Origin of the sequence: Methanobacterium alkalithermotolerans, assembly GCF_018141185.1 — an archaeon.
Taxonomy (GTDB): Archaea; Methanobacteriota; Methanobacteria; order Methanobacteriales; family Methanobacteriaceae; genus Methanobacterium_F; species Methanobacterium_F alkalithermotolerans.
In genome coordinates this window covers 744,093-761,393 of record NZ_CP058560.1, presented here as the reverse complement: position 1 = coordinate 761,393, position 17,301 = coordinate 744,093, and the positions used below count along the sequence as shown (strand labels likewise).

General features: G+C 34.3%; 16 protein-coding genes. 6 read left to right on the top strand and 10 right to left on the bottom strand.

The window, feature by feature from the left end:
* Positions 1-86 precede the first annotated feature (86 nt).
* Both HYG87_RS03600 and HYG87_RS03595 read right to left on the bottom strand, forming a co-directional pair.
* Complete coding sequence (locus tag HYG87_RS03600; protein WP_211533863.1) at positions 87-653, bottom strand: TIGR00296 family protein; 567 nt, start codon at positions 651-653, stop codon at positions 87-89.
* The gene (locus HYG87_RS03595) at positions 653-2,026 is read right to left on the bottom strand and encodes a TldD/PmbA family protein (protein WP_211533862.1); all 1,374 of its coding nucleotides are present in this window, start codon (positions 2,024-2,026) and stop codon (positions 653-655) included. The genes HYG87_RS03600 and HYG87_RS03595 overlap by 1 nt, the downstream gene beginning before the upstream one ends.
* A gap of 471 nt (positions 2,027-2,497) precedes the next feature.
* Between HYG87_RS03595 and HYG87_RS03590 the strand changes: the two genes are divergently transcribed.
* The 3 genes from HYG87_RS03590 to HYG87_RS03580 all read left to right on the top strand — a co-directional run bounded on the left by HYG87_RS03590 (position 2,498) and on the right by HYG87_RS03580 (position 5,769).
* Positions 2,498-4,024 (top strand): homocysteine biosynthesis protein, encoded by a 1,527-nt coding sequence (locus tag HYG87_RS03590; RefSeq protein ID WP_211533861.1) that lies wholly within the window; start codon positions 2,498-2,500, stop codon positions 4,022-4,024.
* Positions 4,025-4,040: 16 nt separating this feature from the next.
* Positions 4,041-4,427, top strand: coding sequence for a 4Fe-4S binding protein (locus tag HYG87_RS03585; RefSeq protein ID WP_211533860.1), 387 nt, complete (start codon positions 4,041-4,043; stop codon positions 4,425-4,427).
* Between the two features lie 109 nt (positions 4,428-4,536).
* On the top strand, positions 4,537-5,769 hold the full coding sequence (locus HYG87_RS03580; RefSeq protein ID WP_211533859.1) for a GMC family oxidoreductase N-terminal domain-containing protein: 1,233 nt from the start codon (positions 4,537-4,539) through the stop codon (positions 5,767-5,769).
* 76 nt (positions 5,770-5,845) lie between these two features.
* On the opposite strand, the gene pyrI is transcribed toward HYG87_RS03580, so the two are convergent.
* The 8 genes from pyrI to HYG87_RS03540 form a co-directional block, all read right to left on the bottom strand.
* Entirely contained in the window at positions 5,846-6,310 is a 465-nt protein-coding gene (gene pyrI / locus HYG87_RS03575) for an aspartate carbamoyltransferase regulatory subunit (RefSeq protein WP_211533858.1), read from the bottom strand.
* A gap of 271 nt (positions 6,311-6,581) precedes the next feature.
* Positions 6,582-7,811 carry a preprotein translocase subunit SecD gene (locus HYG87_RS03570; protein WP_211533857.1) on the bottom strand — a complete coding sequence of 410 codons (1,230 nt, stop codon included), beginning with the start codon at positions 7,809-7,811 and terminating at the stop codon, positions 6,582-6,584.
* Positions 7,808-8,644 carry a protein translocase subunit SecF gene (locus HYG87_RS03565; protein WP_211533856.1) on the bottom strand — a complete coding sequence of 279 codons (837 nt, stop codon included), beginning with the start codon at positions 8,642-8,644 and terminating at the stop codon, positions 7,808-7,810. Before HYG87_RS03565 ends, HYG87_RS03570 begins: the two co-directional genes overlap by 4 nt.
* Before the next feature lie 59 nt (positions 8,645-8,703).
* Positions 8,704-9,198, bottom strand: a complete 495-nt coding sequence (locus HYG87_RS03560; RefSeq protein WP_211533855.1) for a flavodoxin family protein — start codon at positions 9,196-9,198, stop codon at positions 8,704-8,706.
* Positions 9,199-9,431: 233 nt separating this feature from the next.
* The gene (gene argC, locus HYG87_RS03555) at positions 9,432-10,442 is read right to left on the bottom strand and encodes an N-acetyl-gamma-glutamyl-phosphate reductase (RefSeq protein ID WP_211533854.1); all 1,011 of its coding nucleotides are present in this window, start codon (positions 10,440-10,442) and stop codon (positions 9,432-9,434) included.
* Between the two features lie 208 nt (positions 10,443-10,650).
* The gene (locus tag HYG87_RS03550) at positions 10,651-11,106 is read right to left on the bottom strand and encodes an adenylyltransferase/cytidyltransferase family protein (RefSeq protein WP_211533853.1); all 456 of its coding nucleotides are present in this window, start codon (positions 11,104-11,106) and stop codon (positions 10,651-10,653) included.
* A 102-nt stretch (positions 11,107-11,208) separates the two neighbouring features.
* Entirely contained in the window at positions 11,209-11,943 is a 735-nt protein-coding gene (gene hisA / locus HYG87_RS03545; RefSeq protein WP_211533852.1) for a 1-(5-phosphoribosyl)-5-[(5-phosphoribosylamino)methylideneamino]imidazole-4-carboxamide isomerase, read from the bottom strand.
* Positions 11,944-12,079: 136 nt separating this feature from the next.
* Positions 12,080-13,042 carry a DMT family transporter gene (locus tag HYG87_RS03540; protein ID WP_211533851.1) on the bottom strand — a complete coding sequence of 321 codons (963 nt, stop codon included), beginning with the start codon at positions 13,040-13,042 and terminating at the stop codon, positions 12,080-12,082.
* A 194-nt stretch (positions 13,043-13,236) separates the two neighbouring features.
* Here HYG87_RS03540 and truA point away from each other — a divergent pair, with 194 nt between their 5' ends.
* From truA to wecB, 3 genes are all read left to right on the top strand, one after another.
* Positions 13,237-14,055 (top strand): tRNA pseudouridine(38-40) synthase TruA, encoded by an 819-nt coding sequence (truA, locus tag HYG87_RS03535; protein ID WP_211533850.1) that lies wholly within the window; start codon positions 13,237-13,239, stop codon positions 14,053-14,055.
* A gap of 220 nt (positions 14,056-14,275) precedes the next feature.
* The gene (locus tag HYG87_RS03530; protein WP_211533849.1) at positions 14,276-15,823 is read left to right on the top strand and encodes a DUF460 domain-containing protein; all 1,548 of its coding nucleotides are present in this window, start codon (positions 14,276-14,278) and stop codon (positions 15,821-15,823) included.
* A 58-nt stretch (positions 15,824-15,881) separates the two neighbouring features.
* Complete coding sequence (gene wecB, locus HYG87_RS03525; protein ID WP_211533848.1) at positions 15,882-17,186, top strand: non-hydrolyzing UDP-N-acetylglucosamine 2-epimerase; 1,305 nt, start codon at positions 15,882-15,884, stop codon at positions 17,184-17,186.
* The last annotated feature ends 115 nt before the right edge of the window (positions 17,187-17,301 follow it).

Genomic DNA, 17,301 nt, shown 5'->3' with positions numbered 1-17,301 from the left:
GGGAATAAATTAAAACTATATCTTTCGTATGTTCCCGCTGGCATATAATGTAACCGTTATTCGGCCATATTTTTATCTTTATCTTACTATTCTTTTTCCTGGAAAACTTGAGCCTGGAAATTATATACTTTTGTATCGGAATCTAACCAGCAATCAGGAGATAAACCTGCTTTCATACAGGTATTACATAATAACTCTTCCGAGTCCCAACCCCATTCACTAGCAACCTGGGGAAGAAGTAATCCCTTATTAAACCCTTTTTCTACTATCAGGCCGTCTTCACTTACTTTAACTTTTTCTAAATATTCCTGAGGTTCAGTAACCTGTATAAGATGGGGTTTACTTAAAACACTTACTTCTAAAGTTATTTTTTCAAGTTCAGTTTTTTTTAAGGGATAAAAACGAGGATCAGAAGTAGCAGCAGAGATGGCTACTTCAATAACGGTATTAACGAGAGGTTTTATTGGTTCAGAGTACCCGATACACCCTCTTAGATTTCCAGATTCATTAATAGTAACAAAAGCACCTCTTTTTTCCATTAGAGAATCAGGAGTATCAATGGGTATATCAATAACCTTCCTTTCATTTAAATATGTTGCAATTGCATTTCTAGCCAATTTTATTAAAAAATTTCCTTCTTGAGATGAGATCATTACTGAGCACCCCCTACCATGGCTTCACTTATCCTTACATGTGGCCCACCATCCCCCACAGGAGCGGTTTGACCGGATTTACCACAAAAACCTATACTCATTTTAAAATCAGATCCAACACCATTTACCTTTAATAAAGTTTCTAAAATATTTCCCGAGAGTGAAACATCTCTTAAAAGATTTTTAATTTCTCCATTTTCTATTTGGAATGATTCTGCAGCATTAAATTGGAATATGCCCTTACCGGTATCAACCTGACCTCCACGAGACCCTTTAAGATAAATTCCATTTTTCATATCTTCTAATAATTCTTCAAATTTAAGTTCTCCGGGCTTTAGATAAGTATTGCTCATTCTAACTATGGGTTGCTCACTAATTATAGAACGGGCATTTCCTGAAGATTTGATATTTAATTTAGAAGCTGTTTCCCTGGAACTTAAAACCGAATTTAGTACACCTTTATCCACCAATACATTTTCAGCCGTCCGGGTTCCTTCGGCATCATAGGCATAGTAACCAAAAGCATCCATGCTGGCATCATCAATAATGGTTACCATATCTGATCCAATACGATCTCCCATCTTATCTTTTAGTATGGAATCATTCTGCAGTATAAGGTCTGCTTCAGCAGCATGACCCAGTGCTTCATGGATAAAAACGCCGGTTAATTCACAATCAGTTAATACCTGGAATTTTCCAGACGGAGGTTTATTTGCCTCAAGAAGTCTCACAGCTTTTTGTGCGATTTTACGTCCAAATTTTTCAATATCTGCATTTTTTAGAACTTCAAATCCTCTTGCACCACCTAAGCTCCCATGACCAAATTGAATCATTTCTCCAGATGAAGCAACTGCATTAAGGAACAAACCTACTTTAGATTCTTCCAGGGTTATTTCTGAACCTTCTGAACTTAAAAAAACACTTTCAGATTCCATATCAACGTAATTTACCGTGGTACTTACCACCTTATCTAAGCTGGCAGAATTATTTGCTTCTTTTATTAATTCTTTTTTTTCTTCAGTAGAAATAGTGGAGGGGAGTAAATCAGCGGGCGAATTCACATGATCCTTAATTGCAGGGGCAGGTACTAATTCCACATCACTTTTTAAAGAATTTGCTAATTTAAGGGCATGATTAGCTGTTTTTTCTATTTTAGATAAATCACTGGTATAGGCAAAGCCCCAGGCACCATCTTTAAGCACTCTCACTCTTCCCCCTAAATCGAAACCAGATTTTATTTCCTGGATTTGACCATCTTTCATTAAAATAGATGTGCTGTCTCCACTACCTGCTCTAATATCAACATAATCCGTATTTTCTTCAATTGAAGCTATAATTTTGGTAAATAAATCAATATCCAGCTGATTTTTCATAATATCTCCCAGTTTATTGCCAATTAATTAAGGTACTTCGTGTCATATATGGTTGTTTATATTATTAATATAATCTTGTAAATTTTTTTAAAATCAATATTTAAAAATAGATTATCCTTTTATTTAATTTTTAATAAGGACTATTTAGGGAATGATTAAGACATTCTAAACTATTAATTTATATTTAAAAGGATTCTAAACCCTATTTTGTTATTTTTGGATTTAAATAATTCAAAAAGATCATTTATAGATTTAAATATTTTTATTTTATTTAAAAAATATATTTTAATGGTTGGAAATTCAACACTTTAATATAGGGAATAATTAAAATTATATTAGTTCATGAATGATGTTTATTTGATATGAAATTATATTCATTGGGTTTTAAGCCCTCATATCCCTTATTTGATTTGGTAATTATATTATTATGATAAAATTTTTTAAAGAGCATTAGCACCGGTTGTGGTAAATTTGAAAACAATTGAAGAGATTAACCAGAAAATTAAAGAAGGCGAAGCTGTAGTGGCTACTGCAGCTGAAATGACTCAAATAGTTCAGCAAAATGGTAGTAAAGCCGCTGCCCATGAAATTGATGTGGTAACTACTGGAACATTTGGTGCAATGTGTTCTTCTGGAGCCTTTTTAAACTTTGGTCATAGCGATCCTCCTGTAAAAATGACTAAAACATATCTGAATGGGGTGGAGGCATATTCTGGATTAGCTGCAGTTGATTCCTATCTGGGGGCAACTCAAATCAACCAGAACCCTGATATTGGATTAGATTATGGTGGGGCTCATGTCATTGAAGATTTAATAAGGGGCAAAGAAATAGAATTAATAGCAGAAGCATATGGGACTGACTGTTATCCTCTTAAAAAAATTAAAACTCATATAACTCTGGATAACATAAACCAGGCCACCATGATAAATCCCCGGAACTGTTACCAGAACTATGCTGTGGCAGTAAATTCCACAGAAGAAACTTTATATACTTATATGGGGACACTTCTTCCTAATTTTGGTAATGTGACCTATTCCAGTGCTGGAGAATTGAGTCCTTTGATAAATGATCCTTATCTGCAGACTTTAGGGATAGGTAGCAGAATATTCCTTTGTGGAACGGAAGGATATATCATTGGGGAGGGGACTCAGCATTTTACTCAGGCAGATCGTCATAAGGGAGTACCTGTAACTCCTTCTGGTACCTTGATGCTTAAAGGTGACCTTAAGAAAATGGATCCGGACTATGTTAGAGGAGGGACCATGCCTCGTTACGGTCCTACCCTTTATGTGGGTGCCGGTGTACCTATTCCTGTATTAAATGAGGAGATAGCCCTTAGAACATCTATAAGTGATGAGGATATCAAATGCCGCATATTTGATTATGGTGTTCCTAGAAGAAGCCGCCCGGTTATTAAGGAAACAAATTATAAAGAATTGAAATCGGGGAAAATTGAAATTAATGGAATGGAGGTACCTACCTCTCCCCTTTCGTCTCATAAAAGAGCTACGCTAGTGGCTGAACAACTAAAAAAATGGATTGAAAAAGGAGATTTTTTCTTATCCTCTCCGGTTAAAATGCTTCCAAATCAAGGGCAGATAGTAAAACCATTGAATATCAGCAAACCTTCTAAAATGGTAAGGGACATAGAAAGTAAACCGGTAATCATAACCCATCCCACTGACCCGGTTAAGGAAGTAGCCTTAAAACTGGTGGAAAATAATATCAATCATCTTCCGGTGGTAGATAGTAGGGGAAAATTAGCAGGTATTGTGACATCATGGGATATTGCCGATGCTGTTGCTCGGGGGAAAACAAAATTGGAAGAAGTTATGACCAGAAAAGTTATAATTGCCCGGGAAGATGAATCTGTGGATATAATTGCTCGTAGAATAGATAAAAACAATATATCCGGACTTCCTATAGTGGATAAAGACAGTAAAGTTAAAGGTATGATAACTGCAGAAGATATATCCCGTTTGATAGGGAAAAAATAATTAATGAGGAATCATCATGAAAGCGTGGTTAAGATTTTTACCCAGCATAATCAATAAATCCATTATTTCAGATACCATGAAGTTGTATGATATTGATTTTAATATTCTAAAAGCCAATATTTCCCCACGAGGGGGTAAAATGCTGGTGGATATCAGTGGACCCCAGGAATCAGAAAGCATAATTTTCATGGAAGAAAAGGGTATTGAAGTCACACCGATATTGAAAGTGGTAAAAAAAGATAGTGAAAAATGCTTTGAATGTGGAGCTTGTGTTTCCTTATGCCCGGTGAATGCAATTTGTATCATGGATGATTGGGACATTGATATTGATAATCAAAAATGCATTGGTTGTGGTTTTTGCATATCTTCCTGCCCCACCCGGGCCATATCATTAATGGAATAAATAATTCAATTGAAACTCAAAAACTTTGAAAGATAGCAATACCATTAAAAAAGCATTATATTAAACTATTTTATCGATATCCGTGTTAATATAATAACGGAGGATATATATGATTATAGTAGTAGGATCTGGAGCAGGAGGAGCTACTGTTGCTAAAGAACTTGCTTTATCTGGATTATCAGTCACTTTAATTGAAAAAGGCCCTTTAATTAAAACTAAAAATGCTTTTCATAATTATGATCCTACTGATTATGGCCTGGATCTATTAAAAACCACCTGTGGGGGTGGTTCAACTATGGTTGCTGCTGGCAATGGGGTTAGAGTTCTCCAGAAAGAACTTCATTCCATGGGTATTGATATATCCTCTCAACTATCAGATGCAGAGCAGGAATTAGGTGTTAAACCTTTACCTGATTCCCATCAGGGGGATGGAACTAAAATTTTAATGGATTCAGCCCGGGCACTGAATTTGGATGTTATCCCCATGCCTAAATTTATTCGCCCTGGTGAATGTAAACCCTGTGGAAAATGTGCTTTTGGATGCCCCCGGGATGCAAAATGGACCTCTATGGACTTTGTTAAACAGGCTCAAAAGGCCGGGGCAAATGTTATTTTTAATACTGAGGTTAATAACCTTATTATTGAAGAGGATACCATCAAAGGGGTAAATATTAGCTCCAGGCAGGATGCTTCCGCAGATTTTGAAAAAACCTCTACTTTAAATTCAAATCAGGTTGTGCTTGCTGCCGGAGCAATTGAAACTGCCAGAATACTTCAAAAATCAGGCATTGAAGCAGGAGATTCTTTTTTCATGGATACCTTTGTTACTGTAGGAGGTATTTTAGAGGGGGTGGGCTTCAATGAAGAAGTAACCATGAATGCCCTAATTGAAGGTGATAATTTTATTTTAGCCCCTCATTTTTCCACTTTTATCTCCCAAAAACTTAAAAAAAAAGGGGCCCATGATAGAGATATCCTGGGCTTAATGGTAAAAATTAAGGATGAATTTTCAGGCAGGATAACCACCGAAAGAGTAATCAAATATAATACTCTGCAGGATGTCAGATTTTTAGCAGAAGGATCCGCAGTAGCAGGATCTATTCTATCTGCTGCAGGTGTAAAACCAGACACTATAGTTGCAACTCATCCCCGGGGGGCTCATCCGGGCGGAACTGCCCCTATTGGAAAAACAGTTGATGAAAATCTTGAAACCAAAATAAAAGGTCTTTTTGTGGCTGATGCTAGTGTTCTTCCACTTGCTCCTGGCGCTCCTCCTATTTTAACCATAATTGCTCTGGCTAAAAGACTGGCGGGTTACCTTATTGAAAACCAGGCCCAATAAACTTTAAAGGATATTTTTACCAGGACAATATATCATATTTAATAAAAAAATATTTTTTTTATTTTATCTGAATACTTTAGAACTGGGACTCAATTTCATCTTCTTCTACAATCCTCTCACAATAGTGACACCTTAAAATAACCGGCTCTTTTTTTATAACATAAAACCGTTTTATAACCGGTTCACTGGTGTTGGTGATGCAATTAGGGTTTGGGCAATTTAATAACCCTTTAATTTCATTTAGAAGTTGAATTTTCCCTTTCTCTACTATTTCATAATCTCTAATAATGTTTATGGTTGCATTAGGGGCAATTAGTGCTATTTGATCTACTTCGCTGGAATAAAGTTCCCTGTTTTCAATTTTTACTATATCTTTACTTCCCATATTTGGTGAAAGTACATTGATAGCAATCGTCACCTTGCTTTTTTTATCAGGTAAATTCAGTATTCTCAATACATTAAGTGCTTTATTGGCAGTAATGTGGTCAATTACAGTCCCATTTTTGATGGGCTTAACCTTCATCTCCTTTGGCTTTTTCATAGTGCGCCCCATTAAATTTCTACAGAATAATATTATAAGACTATATTATACTGATTCCATATAAAATTTAGTTTATATTAAACTTAATAATAAGAGCTATTTTTAAAATTAAACCACAGTGAATGTTATTTTATTTAAAAATACTCTTTAATTCAGATATTCAGAATAAAATAGTTATTTAATGAAGTATCATTTTGGCTGGATTTTTAAAAAAATAAGATAAAAAAAATTTAAATTTAAAAAATAGGAGTAATCTAATTTTTTAGATTACTCACTTTTGACCTTTGATATCCATCATGGTTTCAATGAATTTTGCATATACTGGTCGGGTAATCAGTATTCCTATTACAACACCAATTATAGTAGTAAATGCAAAACCAGAAAGGACTCCAATACCAGTATAACCTCGGGAAAACCCTACATAGGCTAGAGGTAACATGGCCGCAATTAAAGTACTGGCTGCAGCAAAAATAATGAAGAATGCATTCTTGATTTTCATACGTGTTCCCGAACTTCTTCTTTCTTTTACTCTACGGCCTTTTAGGACTTCGTCAGTGATAATTATCTGATCATCAACACCAGTACCCACTGCAGCGATAATCCCTGCTAGAGCAGCTAGATCCATGTTCCAACGGATGATAGATGCAAATCCCAGTATCAATATCACCTCAGCTAAAACAGTGAACATGATAGGTATTACCAGTATAGGGGCCCTGTATCTGATGAGGATAATGGCAGATATGGCTATAACTGCCAGCAAACCGGCTATTAAAGCTCCCTGCACAAATTCTTCTCCCAACTCAGCAGAAACACTGCTAACTCCCACAATTCTAACCTGAACTGGAAGGGCACCAGATTGTAACACGGTCTGGATTTCTTTGGCCTTAATTTCAGCCTGTTCCCTGGTAGGTTCAGTTCCGGTTATCTGAACTTCAGTAGAAGCAGTACCTGTTGCCAGACCAGGATCTAATTCTGGTGAGGATATTAATTCATCATCAAGGTACATATCCACTGGTTGTCCTGCTTTTCCCCGGGCAATTTCTGCAAATTCACGTGCACCTTCGGTGGATATTTTAAATGGTACAGACCATTGGGTCCCTGTAATCTGGTAAGGCTGCACATTTACAATATCGGTACCTCTTAAAGCAGTTTCATTTCCAATTTTTGCTTCGAATTTTCCGGGAGATCCTATAATTTCTGATACCTCATTGGGCTGAACCCCGGCAATTTCTACCAGAACATTTTGATTCCCACTGGCTCGAACTATAACATCTCTTACTCCGAAAATATTTAAACGCCTATCCAGAACACTGGTCACTGTATTCATGGTGGCCGCGTCCACTGGTTCTTCTAATTCTATCTGGATTAATGATCCTCCTTTCAGGTCCAGACCCTGCTGGATACCTAAAGTTGATATGGCAAATAAACTTCCAATCACCAGGATTATGAATAAAATTACCCGGCGATCTTTAATGAATTCTGAAAATCCTTTATTTTTCATCTTCGAACCTCCAGATACCAGCGCAGTATTCCTAAATTCATAAGCCAGGTAATGAAAATATCTGCAGTCAGACCAATTATCAATACTGCGGCTATATTACTTAATACATCTGCTTGAGGTATAAAAACGACGGTAACAATGTATAATGATGCCATTGCTGCAATAGCAGTTATAGACATGGTTAAACCAGTTTTAATTGCATTAATGGATCTTTCAGTTACCGTACCTTTTTTTTGTTTAATCAACCGGGTGGTGAGAAGTATGTCTGTATCCACACTAAAACCAATAAGCATTAGCAGTGCCCCTACTGATGCAATGGATAGAGGTATACTAAATAAGGACATTCCTCCCACTGCTATTATTATATTAGAAAGCCCGGCCAGAATAACTGCCATGGAAGGGACGAAAGTTCTAAATATGATAAATACTGTGATGGACATGAATAAAAAAGCAAACGCCAATGCCCAGTACACTTGATTTAGAGCTTCTTCTCCTAAAACAGGTCCTATGGATTTAAAACTGCTAATTGTTGCTTTACCTTGGAGAATATTAGTTAAGGTAACTACATCTGTATCAGTCCCAATTTCAATGGAAGCTTCTTCAGAATTAATGGATGATACTTTTACTTCGTTAATATCAAGACCTTCCTTTATCACTGATTCTAATTCACTTGCTGAAATAGGGGTTTCTAAATTTAAATCTACTATAGATCCTCCTTTTAGATCAATTCCCTGATTTAATCCATTAAATGCAATTAATAGTAAGGCAATTATTACTATGGCCACCGGGATTGCAATTAATGGCTTGTAATTTTCTAAAATCCGTTCTATCATTGAATCACCGTTTATCAGATCCCATTTTTTTTTATTTGGATTTTTCTGGTTTGTTATTGTTAAATTCCATAAATTTTAAGGTCTAATTCATCAATTTTTTTCCGGGTATCCTCTTTTATTTCACTTATTTCTTTACCCCCGGTTTTTATGATTAAGAAATTAACCATTCGTGAGCCTCTGGCTTTTATTTTTTCTTGCATTCTTTTTATAACCGTGCGCCCACCTTGACTACCCATAGTAGTAAACAGGATCACATCTTTGCCCTGAAAATCACAACTGTCAATTAAACTCAGCATAGCCGGAGCAGGTTTACCTGCCCAGGTAGGTGAACCAATATATATCAGGCCATAATCGCTAAGATCTATATTTTCAGGGCTTATTTTAGTTTTATTTTCCCTTAAAGCATCAATCGAAGCATTTAAGTAGCTAAAAAAACTAGATCTGTCTTTCAAATCTTTTATTTCTACTATATCTGCTGAAAGTTCCTGAGCAATAGTTTCAGCTACTGAAGCAGTTTTTCTACTTCGGGAATAGTACAAGACCACCGTTTTCATTTAAAACACCTTATTATCCTTATTTTGTATTTGAATATAATTATATAAATTTCATTTTAAAAAAATTTAAAAAACATATATTTTATCTTATCATTAAGTTTTTGATTTTTTATAATACATATACTTATTTGATGTTTTTAATTGGTGCAGAAATTAAGAATAAATAAAAATTCTATAAAAAATAATTAGGGATATTCTATCCCTTAATTTCCACATTTTTCCGGGAAAATTAATTAAGGGTGCATACCATAAATATCCAGGGATTCTTTTTCATCAAATCCACACATTAAATTCATGTTGTGCACGGCCTGCCCTGATGCACCTTTTACCAGATTATCAATGGCAGATATAATTACAGCTCTTCCATGCTGATCAATCTGGAAAGAACCTACATGGGCGTAATTTGAACCCCTAACTGCACTTAAAGCAGGTATTTCTCCTTCTTCCAGTATTCTAACAAATGGTTCTTTCTGGAAATACTTCTGGTAAATTAATTCCAGCTCTGAACTACTAATTTCTTCAGTTAAAAAGGTATGCACCGTGCTTAAAATACCTCTTATCACTGGAACCAGATGAGGGGTAAAAGAAACTTTTACTGGGGATATTTTACTAAGTTCCTGTTCAATTTCAGGCATGTGACGGTGGTTAATAATGGCATAGGGAGTTACATTATCACTGCAGTTAGGATAATGGGTAACTGAGGTGGGGGTTATCCCGGCACCACTGACTCCTGTTTTAGAGTCTATTATTACATTTTCCACGATTTTTTCCTTGGCAAGAGGTAAAGTAGCCATTAAAGCTCCGGTAGGAAAACATCCCGGATTTGCAACTAGATTGGCTTTTTTTATTTCCTCCCGATAAAGTTCAGGTAGCCCATAAACTGCCTCTTGAGGGTTTTCATGAGAAAAACCATACCATTTTTCATATGTTTTAACATCATCAAAGCGATAATCTCCACTTAAATCAATAACCCTGGTCCCGGTTTCCAAAATTTCAGGAACCAGTTTCATTGATGCTCCATGAGGAGTCGCAGTAAATATTAAGTCTGCGTCCATAGCACTTGCAGCTATATCTTTGAATACTAAATCACTGTCTCTTAAATGGGGATGTATCTTTTTAATCGGGGTTTCATGATATTGGCGGGAAGTTACGGCTACAATTTCTACCTGGGGATGATTTTGTAAGAATCTAAGAAGTTCGCCTCCAGTATAACCACTTGCACCAATAATACCTACTTTTAACATTTTTTCACCAGATTAAATTATATTTTAGTATATAATTAAAGATTATCATTTCATTAAATAGGTTTTTCCTGAAATAGAAATTCATATACTGTGATTTTAATAAAAAAGATAATTTTTTTACCATTTATATTTAATAAAATAAGAAAATTTACCTCAAATAATACCTAAATTATAGGTAATTCCATTTTATAGAATATTTCTATATATATTAACAATTTTTAAAGGCTTTTTCATCGAATTTCATTTCTTTTATCTTTTTTATGATTTTACAGGAACTATCAAGTGTGGCTTTTCTATATTTACTTACTCTTTTTACATCACAATTAAGACCTCTTTTTTCAAGGGATTTTTCCAAATCAATTATGTTGAACTTTTGATCAGGGCCTATAGCAATTATATCTGGCTTGATTTTTTCTACTATTTCAAACATGTCTGTTTCGCTGCCTAAATAAGCTTCATCCACTGGTTTTAGCATTTTTACTACTTCCAAACGCTGGGTTTCACTTACGATAGGCACTCTTTTTTTGGAGCGAACAGTGGAATCTCTGGCCAACACCACCACCAGTCTGGCGTTTTTTCCCCCTAATTTTTTCGCTTCTTTTAAAAATAAACCATGACCCGGGTGTATTATGTCAAAAGTACCTGTAGCCATCACTGTATTCATATCTTTCACCATCTTAAGTGGAAATATCTTTAATATTAACCGGATGTCCAACTTTTTTTAATACTGCGGATTATTCTATGATAGTTATTTCCATTATAAATTCTAATCCTGTAATTTCAAAGCTTCTTCAAAATCAATTTTTTCTTTGTAAAGAGCAGATCCAATCACTACTCCTTTTACTTGTGTTTTTCTTAACTTCTGGAGGTCATCTAAAGAGGTAATTCCTCCAGAGTATACCACTGGAATATTAACCGCATCTAATAAATCTATAAGTGGTTCAGTATAGAACCCTCCTAAGAGTCCTTCCACATTTACATTGGTAAAGAGGATGCTACCTGCACCTTTAGCTTCTAATAGCTTGCCCAGTTCTGGTGCTGTTTGGGAGGTTTTTTCCCTCCATCCTTTAATAACTACCAGTGAGTCTTTACTATCCAGCGCTACCATTATACGATCTTTTCCATATTCTTGTGATAGGCTAGAAATTATTTCTGGATTTTCAATGGCCATGGTCCCTAAAATCAACCTTTCAATTCCAGAATCCAGCAACTTTTCAGCATATTCCTGATTTCTGATTCCTCCACCTAATTGTATAGGTACCGAGACTTCTTTAAGAATATCCTGTACAATATTTATATTGTCCCGGTTCCCCAGGGCACCATCCAGATCAATCACATGAATAATCTCTGCTCCCAGATCTTGCCATTTGCGAGCTACTTTTTGAGGATTCTCAATAATTACCTGTTCTGTACCGGGTTGGCCCTGTACTAACTGTACACACTTACCATTTTTAATATCCACTGCCGGCATGATTAACATTTTATTATCAGAAAATGACATTTTAACACCTTTATATATTGATTTGAATATTTTTAATTTGTCTCTTAGCTTATTCCAATCACAATTCTTTTAATTATGATTATTTAAGCTATGGGTTTTTAGAGGGATTATCAGTTTATTTGAATATTATCATCAATTATTTAATATTTTTATCATTATCCCGGGCAAGGGGTTTTTTATTTCCCTTTAATTTAGGGTCCCAGTAAAGAATATAAACTCCTAAAAGCATTAAACTACCAAAAATTATTTCTAAAATAGAGAATGATTCTCCTAATATTAGAAAAGCAGAAACTGATCCAAAAAGAGATGCTAAAGGAAAAATGGCTCCTACTCTGCTTGATCCGATTTCCCTTAAGGCAAAGTAAAGCACGATAAAGGCTAAAGCCACACTGAAAATGGCAGTAAATAGGAGCAGGGATAAAAGATCATAAGGTACCAGGATATCAATACCTATAATTAAGATGATTAAAAATAATAATAATCCTCCAATTGAACTTTTAAGGGCTGATATTAAAATAAGGTCTCTTTTATTACTTAAAAATTTACTTAAAACCGTATCCACGCTCCAGAAAAAGGAAGCGCTTATTATAAGCAAACTACCGATGAAATTTTGATTAACAAATAATTCATCAAATTCTCCTTTAGTTGCTAAAACTATGGCCCCCAATACAATTAAAAAGATTCCAAAAACATCTTTTCTCTTTAAGATATCCTTAAAGATGATAAAACTCATAAAAATAATAAACAAAACTTCAGTGTTTAATAAAAGAGAGGCATCAATGGCACTGGTTTGTCTCAAACCGTATAAGAATGCAATAGGGCCAATAACGGAACTGAAGATGGCAGTTAACAGGATGATGATATAATCTTTTTTAGAAATAAAAATCTCACTATTTGAGTCGTGATTAATAAAATCAAGTATTCTTTCTTTTAATGGCGATAAACGTATTGCAAATAGAAATATCCCTGCTATCAAATAGGTGAAAGCAGCAATAACCAGGGGGTCCATTTCATAGAGCATTATCTTATTAATAGGACTGGATATTCCAAAAAAAAACATGGCCAGAATTCCGCTTATATAACCCCAGATCCTGTTCATTATAAAACTCCTGTAATTAGCGTATTATGAAAGATATTTATTAGCAATATTACTAATGATTTATTATGAGGATATACTTATCTCATAAGATTATAATTAATTAGATTAATGGCACTTAGATAACTTAAAATATTATTATTCTACTGAAAATACTTTAAAATATTATAATATTATAAATATCCTGAGGTTCTAAATTGAGAAAAGTCGCTTTGAAGGTTGCCTATATTGGATCTAATTTTAGTGGTTTCCAAAGACAGGCTGATGTACCCACCGTGGAAGGGGAAATTATTAAAGCCCTTCAGGAAATAGAACTTATAGAAAGTCCTGATGCATCTGGTTTCTCCATAGCAGGAAGAACAGATAAGGGGGTACATGCTATGGGCAATGTGGTGGCCTTTAGAAGTGAAAAAGAAATAAGAATCAATCAAATCAACAAGGCCTTACCTTCCGAAGTGCAGTTTATTGCAAAAGCACCGGTTCATTTTGGTTTCAGACCCAGATATGCTCTTAGGAGATATTATCGATATATTATGGTTGATTTTGAAGGGCTGGATATTACTAAAATGCAAATAGCTTCAGAGTATATGGTGGGCACCCATAATTTTCTTAATTTTTCAAAAAGAAGTGAGAGAAATCCCATTAGAACTGTGGAAAGTATAAATATTTCTAAAAATGGACAGACAATAATTGTTGATGTGGTAGGGCAGAGTTTTCTCTGGAAAATGGTCCGAAAGATGATAATGGTGCTTTATCAATGTGGAAAAGGTGAAATTGATCCGGAAAGGATTCCAGAGTATTTAAACCCCCACTATTCGCCTGGTTTAAAGCCCATGTCGTCCTCTGGACTGATTTTAATGGACGTTGAATATAAAAACCTTAAATTTCGTTATGATAAATATGCTGTTGACTTATTTATATCCACATTAAAGGAAGAATTTGAAAAAACATTCAATCAGGCTATGGTAGAGCAATCCATGCTCCAGAATATGATAGAACTTCAGGAAAAAAAATAATCTTTAATTTTAGCTAGGCAGGGTACAAAAAAAATTTCAGTAGCTTTCTTAATAGCTTTAATGGGTTGATGTAGTTTTAAGGGGGCATTAAGTAAAATAAACTGAAGTTTTATGGGTGATTAATAAAAATTATTTTAATTCTTAGAAAAGGATAAATAATTTCCTGTATGATTTAAATAATAGATAATAGGTTACCGGGATAATTTAATTATTCTGCGGGATGGAGGAAATTAACCTGCTATACTATAATAATTTTTTTAAAAGGGATTTAAACAAAAATAAAGCTCTTAATTTAGATAATAATGGAGTTTCACATGATTTATTAAAAGATAAGCCGGATAACCTGGAAAAAAGTTCTTTTTTTCGTAAAGATCCATGGATAATTGTGGGATTCGATCCTGGTTTAACGGTAGGTATTGCCATAATAGATCTTTCTGGAAATCTTCTATTCCTCTCCAGTTTTAAAGAGATATCTAAAGCAGAGGTAATTAATAACATTATATCATTTGGAAGGGCGTTAATTGTGGCCACTGATGTTTATCCCATTCCTAAATCTGTGAAAAAATTAGCAACCGCATTGAATTCCAAAATTTACGCTCCCTCTAAGATTATGAGTGTTGAATCAAAAAAAGAACTGGTTGATTCTTTTATAAAGACTCTTTCTCCAGGTCAGGTTATTGAAAATGCCCATCAAAGGGACGCACTTGCTGCAGCAATAAAAACCTACAAAAATTATGAAAAAAAGCTCAATCAAATTGAAAAGAAGACCAGTGAAATGGATTTAAATCCGGAAGAAATGGATAAAATCAAAAGCCTGTTTATAAGTGGGACTCCTATTACTAAGGCTATAAACGAAGTTTCAGGGGATAAAAATAGTTTTAATGCTATGGATAAGCAAAGGAATGAAATAAAATCACCATTATCTAAAAAATCACCGGAGGACATTTTACCTCCTCATACTTATCCGGATTATGCTACTTCAAAAACAGATGAAAATAATATATCTCTTCCTGAAAGCTCGGAATTCATATTGAAATTGAAAAAGAGAATTAAGACTCAGGAAAAGCAGATAAAAAAACAGGAAGGAATTATAAAAAATTTAAGGGATAAAAATAAAATCTCCAGAAATAAAATTCAAAGAAATAAAAAAGAGATATCCCAACTTAAATCCAGGATAGATAAAGTTCACCAGGACTATTCTAAGGATATTTTACTTAATAAAGAGCTTTCTTCTAAGATAGAATTAATAAAAAAATTGATTAACCAGTATAAAGAGGAAAAATCTCACCGTAAACGATTGGAAGAAAATTTAAAATCCATTCATAAAATCAGAAGCATGGAAATTTCGAAAAATGATGTTCCAGTTAAAATAGTGAAATCATTTACTAAAGAAGGTATAAAAGAAGCTGGTGAGTACTGGAAAATCAAAAAAGGTGATGTAATTTTACTCAAAACCTCACGGGGGGGAGGTTCTAATACTGCTTCGGTACTGGTAGATATAGGACTAAAGGCTATAATAATAACTGATCAAATGTCCCATACTGCTAGAGAAGTTTTTGAAAAAGAAGATATACCGGTTATAAATGCAGATAAACTGCAACTACGAATGGTAGATGAATTTGCCATTATTAAAGCTGAAACTTTAAATAATGAAATTGCAAAATGGAATAGTAAACTAAAAGAGCAAAGAAAAAAAGAGGAAGAAAAAAAGCTCTTGACAGTTATTGATGAGTATCGGGCTAAAAGGAAACGAAAACCAGTGGATTGATAATTTTTAATCTATTATTTACTTATTATAATTTATTTATCAAAAAAAGTTGATTATCATGAAAATCGCCATCATAATTGGGACCCGGCCAGAAATAATTAAAATGGCTCCGGTCATTGACGAAATTAAAAAAAGAAATATAGAATTCTCCATGATACATACCGGTCAACACTATGATCATGAAATGTCAAATCAATTCTTTTTAGATCTGGAATTGCCAGAGCCTCACTTTAACATTGGAGTAGGATCTGGTTCTCATGCAGAACAGACTTCTGAAATGATGAAAGGTATTGAAAAAGTTTTAAAAGAAGAAAAACCAGACCTGGTAATGGTTCAGGGAGATACAAACGCGGTTCTTTCTGGTTCTCTGGTGGCATCTAAACTACATATTCCAGTAGGACATGTGGAAGCAGGTTTAAGATCTTTTGATAAAACTATGCCTGAAGAAATTAACCGGATGGTGGCGGATGTTTGTTCAGAAATTTATTATGTTCCCACAGAAGAATCTGCTATAAATCTTATTTCAGAGGGTATAAATCCCAAAAAAATATTTATAACCGGCAATACTGTGGTTGATGCCTGTTTACGTAACTTAAAAATTGCTGAAAAAAAAAGCAAGGATTCTCTTATTCCTGAAGCAGAAAATGTCCTTACTCTTACCATGCACCGGGCAGAAAATGTGGATGATTTTGAAAGATTAAACAGTATTGTACAGGCTTTGATAGAACTGAATGAATTTACAATTATTTTCCCTATACATCCTCGAACCCGTAAAAATTTGGAAAAATTCGGCCTTTATTCCCGGTTAATGAATACTCCTCACATAAAACTAATTAAACCAGCAGGTTATCTGGATTTCCTTTTATTGTTAAGTAAGTCCCACATAATTCTTACAGATTCAGGCGGACTTCAGGAAGAAGCCATCACTCTCGATGTTCCCTGCTTAACATTAAGATATAATACTGAACGTCCGGAGACAGTTCATGCCGGGGGAAACATCCTGGTAGGTGCTCAAAAGGAAAAAATTATAAAAGCAGCCCGAAAAATCAATAGAGATAAAGAAGCCCGGAATAAAATGAAAAATGCTCCTAATCCATATGGTGATGGAAAATCATCTCAAAAAATATTGGATGTTACTTTAAAGGAATTTCATGAGGGTAACCTTACTATTAAACCACCTGAAGATATAATGGGTTCATTTAACCGTAAATCAGAAGTTATTAATGAAAAAATAACGGTTTTAGAATTTGAAAAATCCAGAAATGCCCTTTTGAGGTTAATTTATGATAAGGGGGAACCAAAGTTTCCTTACCCGGAGTTAAATTTATATAATAAATTGGTTTTATTTGATGAATATTTATAAATCAAGGTTACTCTTAACTTAAGAAAGAAAAATTAGATTTTAGATTTTATCTGTAGAAGATAGATAATTTCAGATGTTTAATAATCATCAGGTGAATAAAAATCTGATAATATTT

Bases quoted from the DNA above. Each gene is read 5' to 3' on its own strand.
- HYG87_RS03600 (WP_211533863.1), bottom strand. From the start codon at position 653: ATGATCTCATCTCAAGAAGGAAATTTTTTAATAAAATTGGCTAGAAAT.
- HYG87_RS03595 (WP_211533862.1), bottom strand. From the start codon at position 2,026: ATGAAAAATCAGCTGGATATTGATTTATTTACCAAAATTATAGCTTCA.
- HYG87_RS03585 (WP_211533860.1), top strand. From the start codon at position 4,041: ATGAAAGCGTGGTTAAGATTTTTACCCAGCATAATCAATAAATCCATT.
- HYG87_RS03580 (WP_211533859.1), top strand. From the start codon at position 4,537: ATGATTATAGTAGTAGGATCTGGAGCAGGAGGAGCTACTGTTGCTAAA.
- pyrI (WP_211533858.1), bottom strand. From the start codon at position 6,310: ATGAAAAAGCCAAAGGAGATGAAGGTTAAGCCCATCAAAAATGGGACT.
- HYG87_RS03570 (WP_211533857.1), bottom strand. From the start codon at position 7,811: ATGAAAAATAAAGGATTTTCAGAATTCATTAAAGATCGCCGGGTAATT.
- HYG87_RS03565 (WP_211533856.1), bottom strand. From the start codon at position 8,644: ATGATAGAACGGATTTTAGAAAATTACAAGCCATTAATTGCAATCCCG.
- HYG87_RS03560 (WP_211533855.1), bottom strand. From the start codon at position 9,198: ATGAAAACGGTGGTCTTGTACTATTCCCGAAGTAGAAAAACTGCTTCA.
- argC (WP_211533854.1), bottom strand. From the start codon at position 10,442: ATGTTAAAAGTAGGTATTATTGGTGCAAGTGGTTATACTGGAGGCGAA.
- HYG87_RS03550 (WP_211533853.1), bottom strand. From the start codon at position 11,106: ATGAATACAGTGATGGCTACAGGTACTTTTGACATAATACACCCGGGT.
- hisA (WP_211533852.1), bottom strand. From the start codon at position 11,943: ATGTCATTTTCTGATAATAAAATGTTAATCATGCCGGCAGTGGATATT.
- HYG87_RS03540 (WP_211533851.1), bottom strand. From the start codon at position 13,042: ATGAACAGGATCTGGGGTTATATAAGCGGAATTCTGGCCATGTTTTTT.
- HYG87_RS03530 (WP_211533849.1), top strand. From the start codon at position 14,276: ATGGAGGAAATTAACCTGCTATACTATAATAATTTTTTTAAAAGGGAT.
- wecB (WP_211533848.1), top strand. From the start codon at position 15,882: ATGAAAATCGCCATCATAATTGGGACCCGGCCAGAAATAATTAAAATG.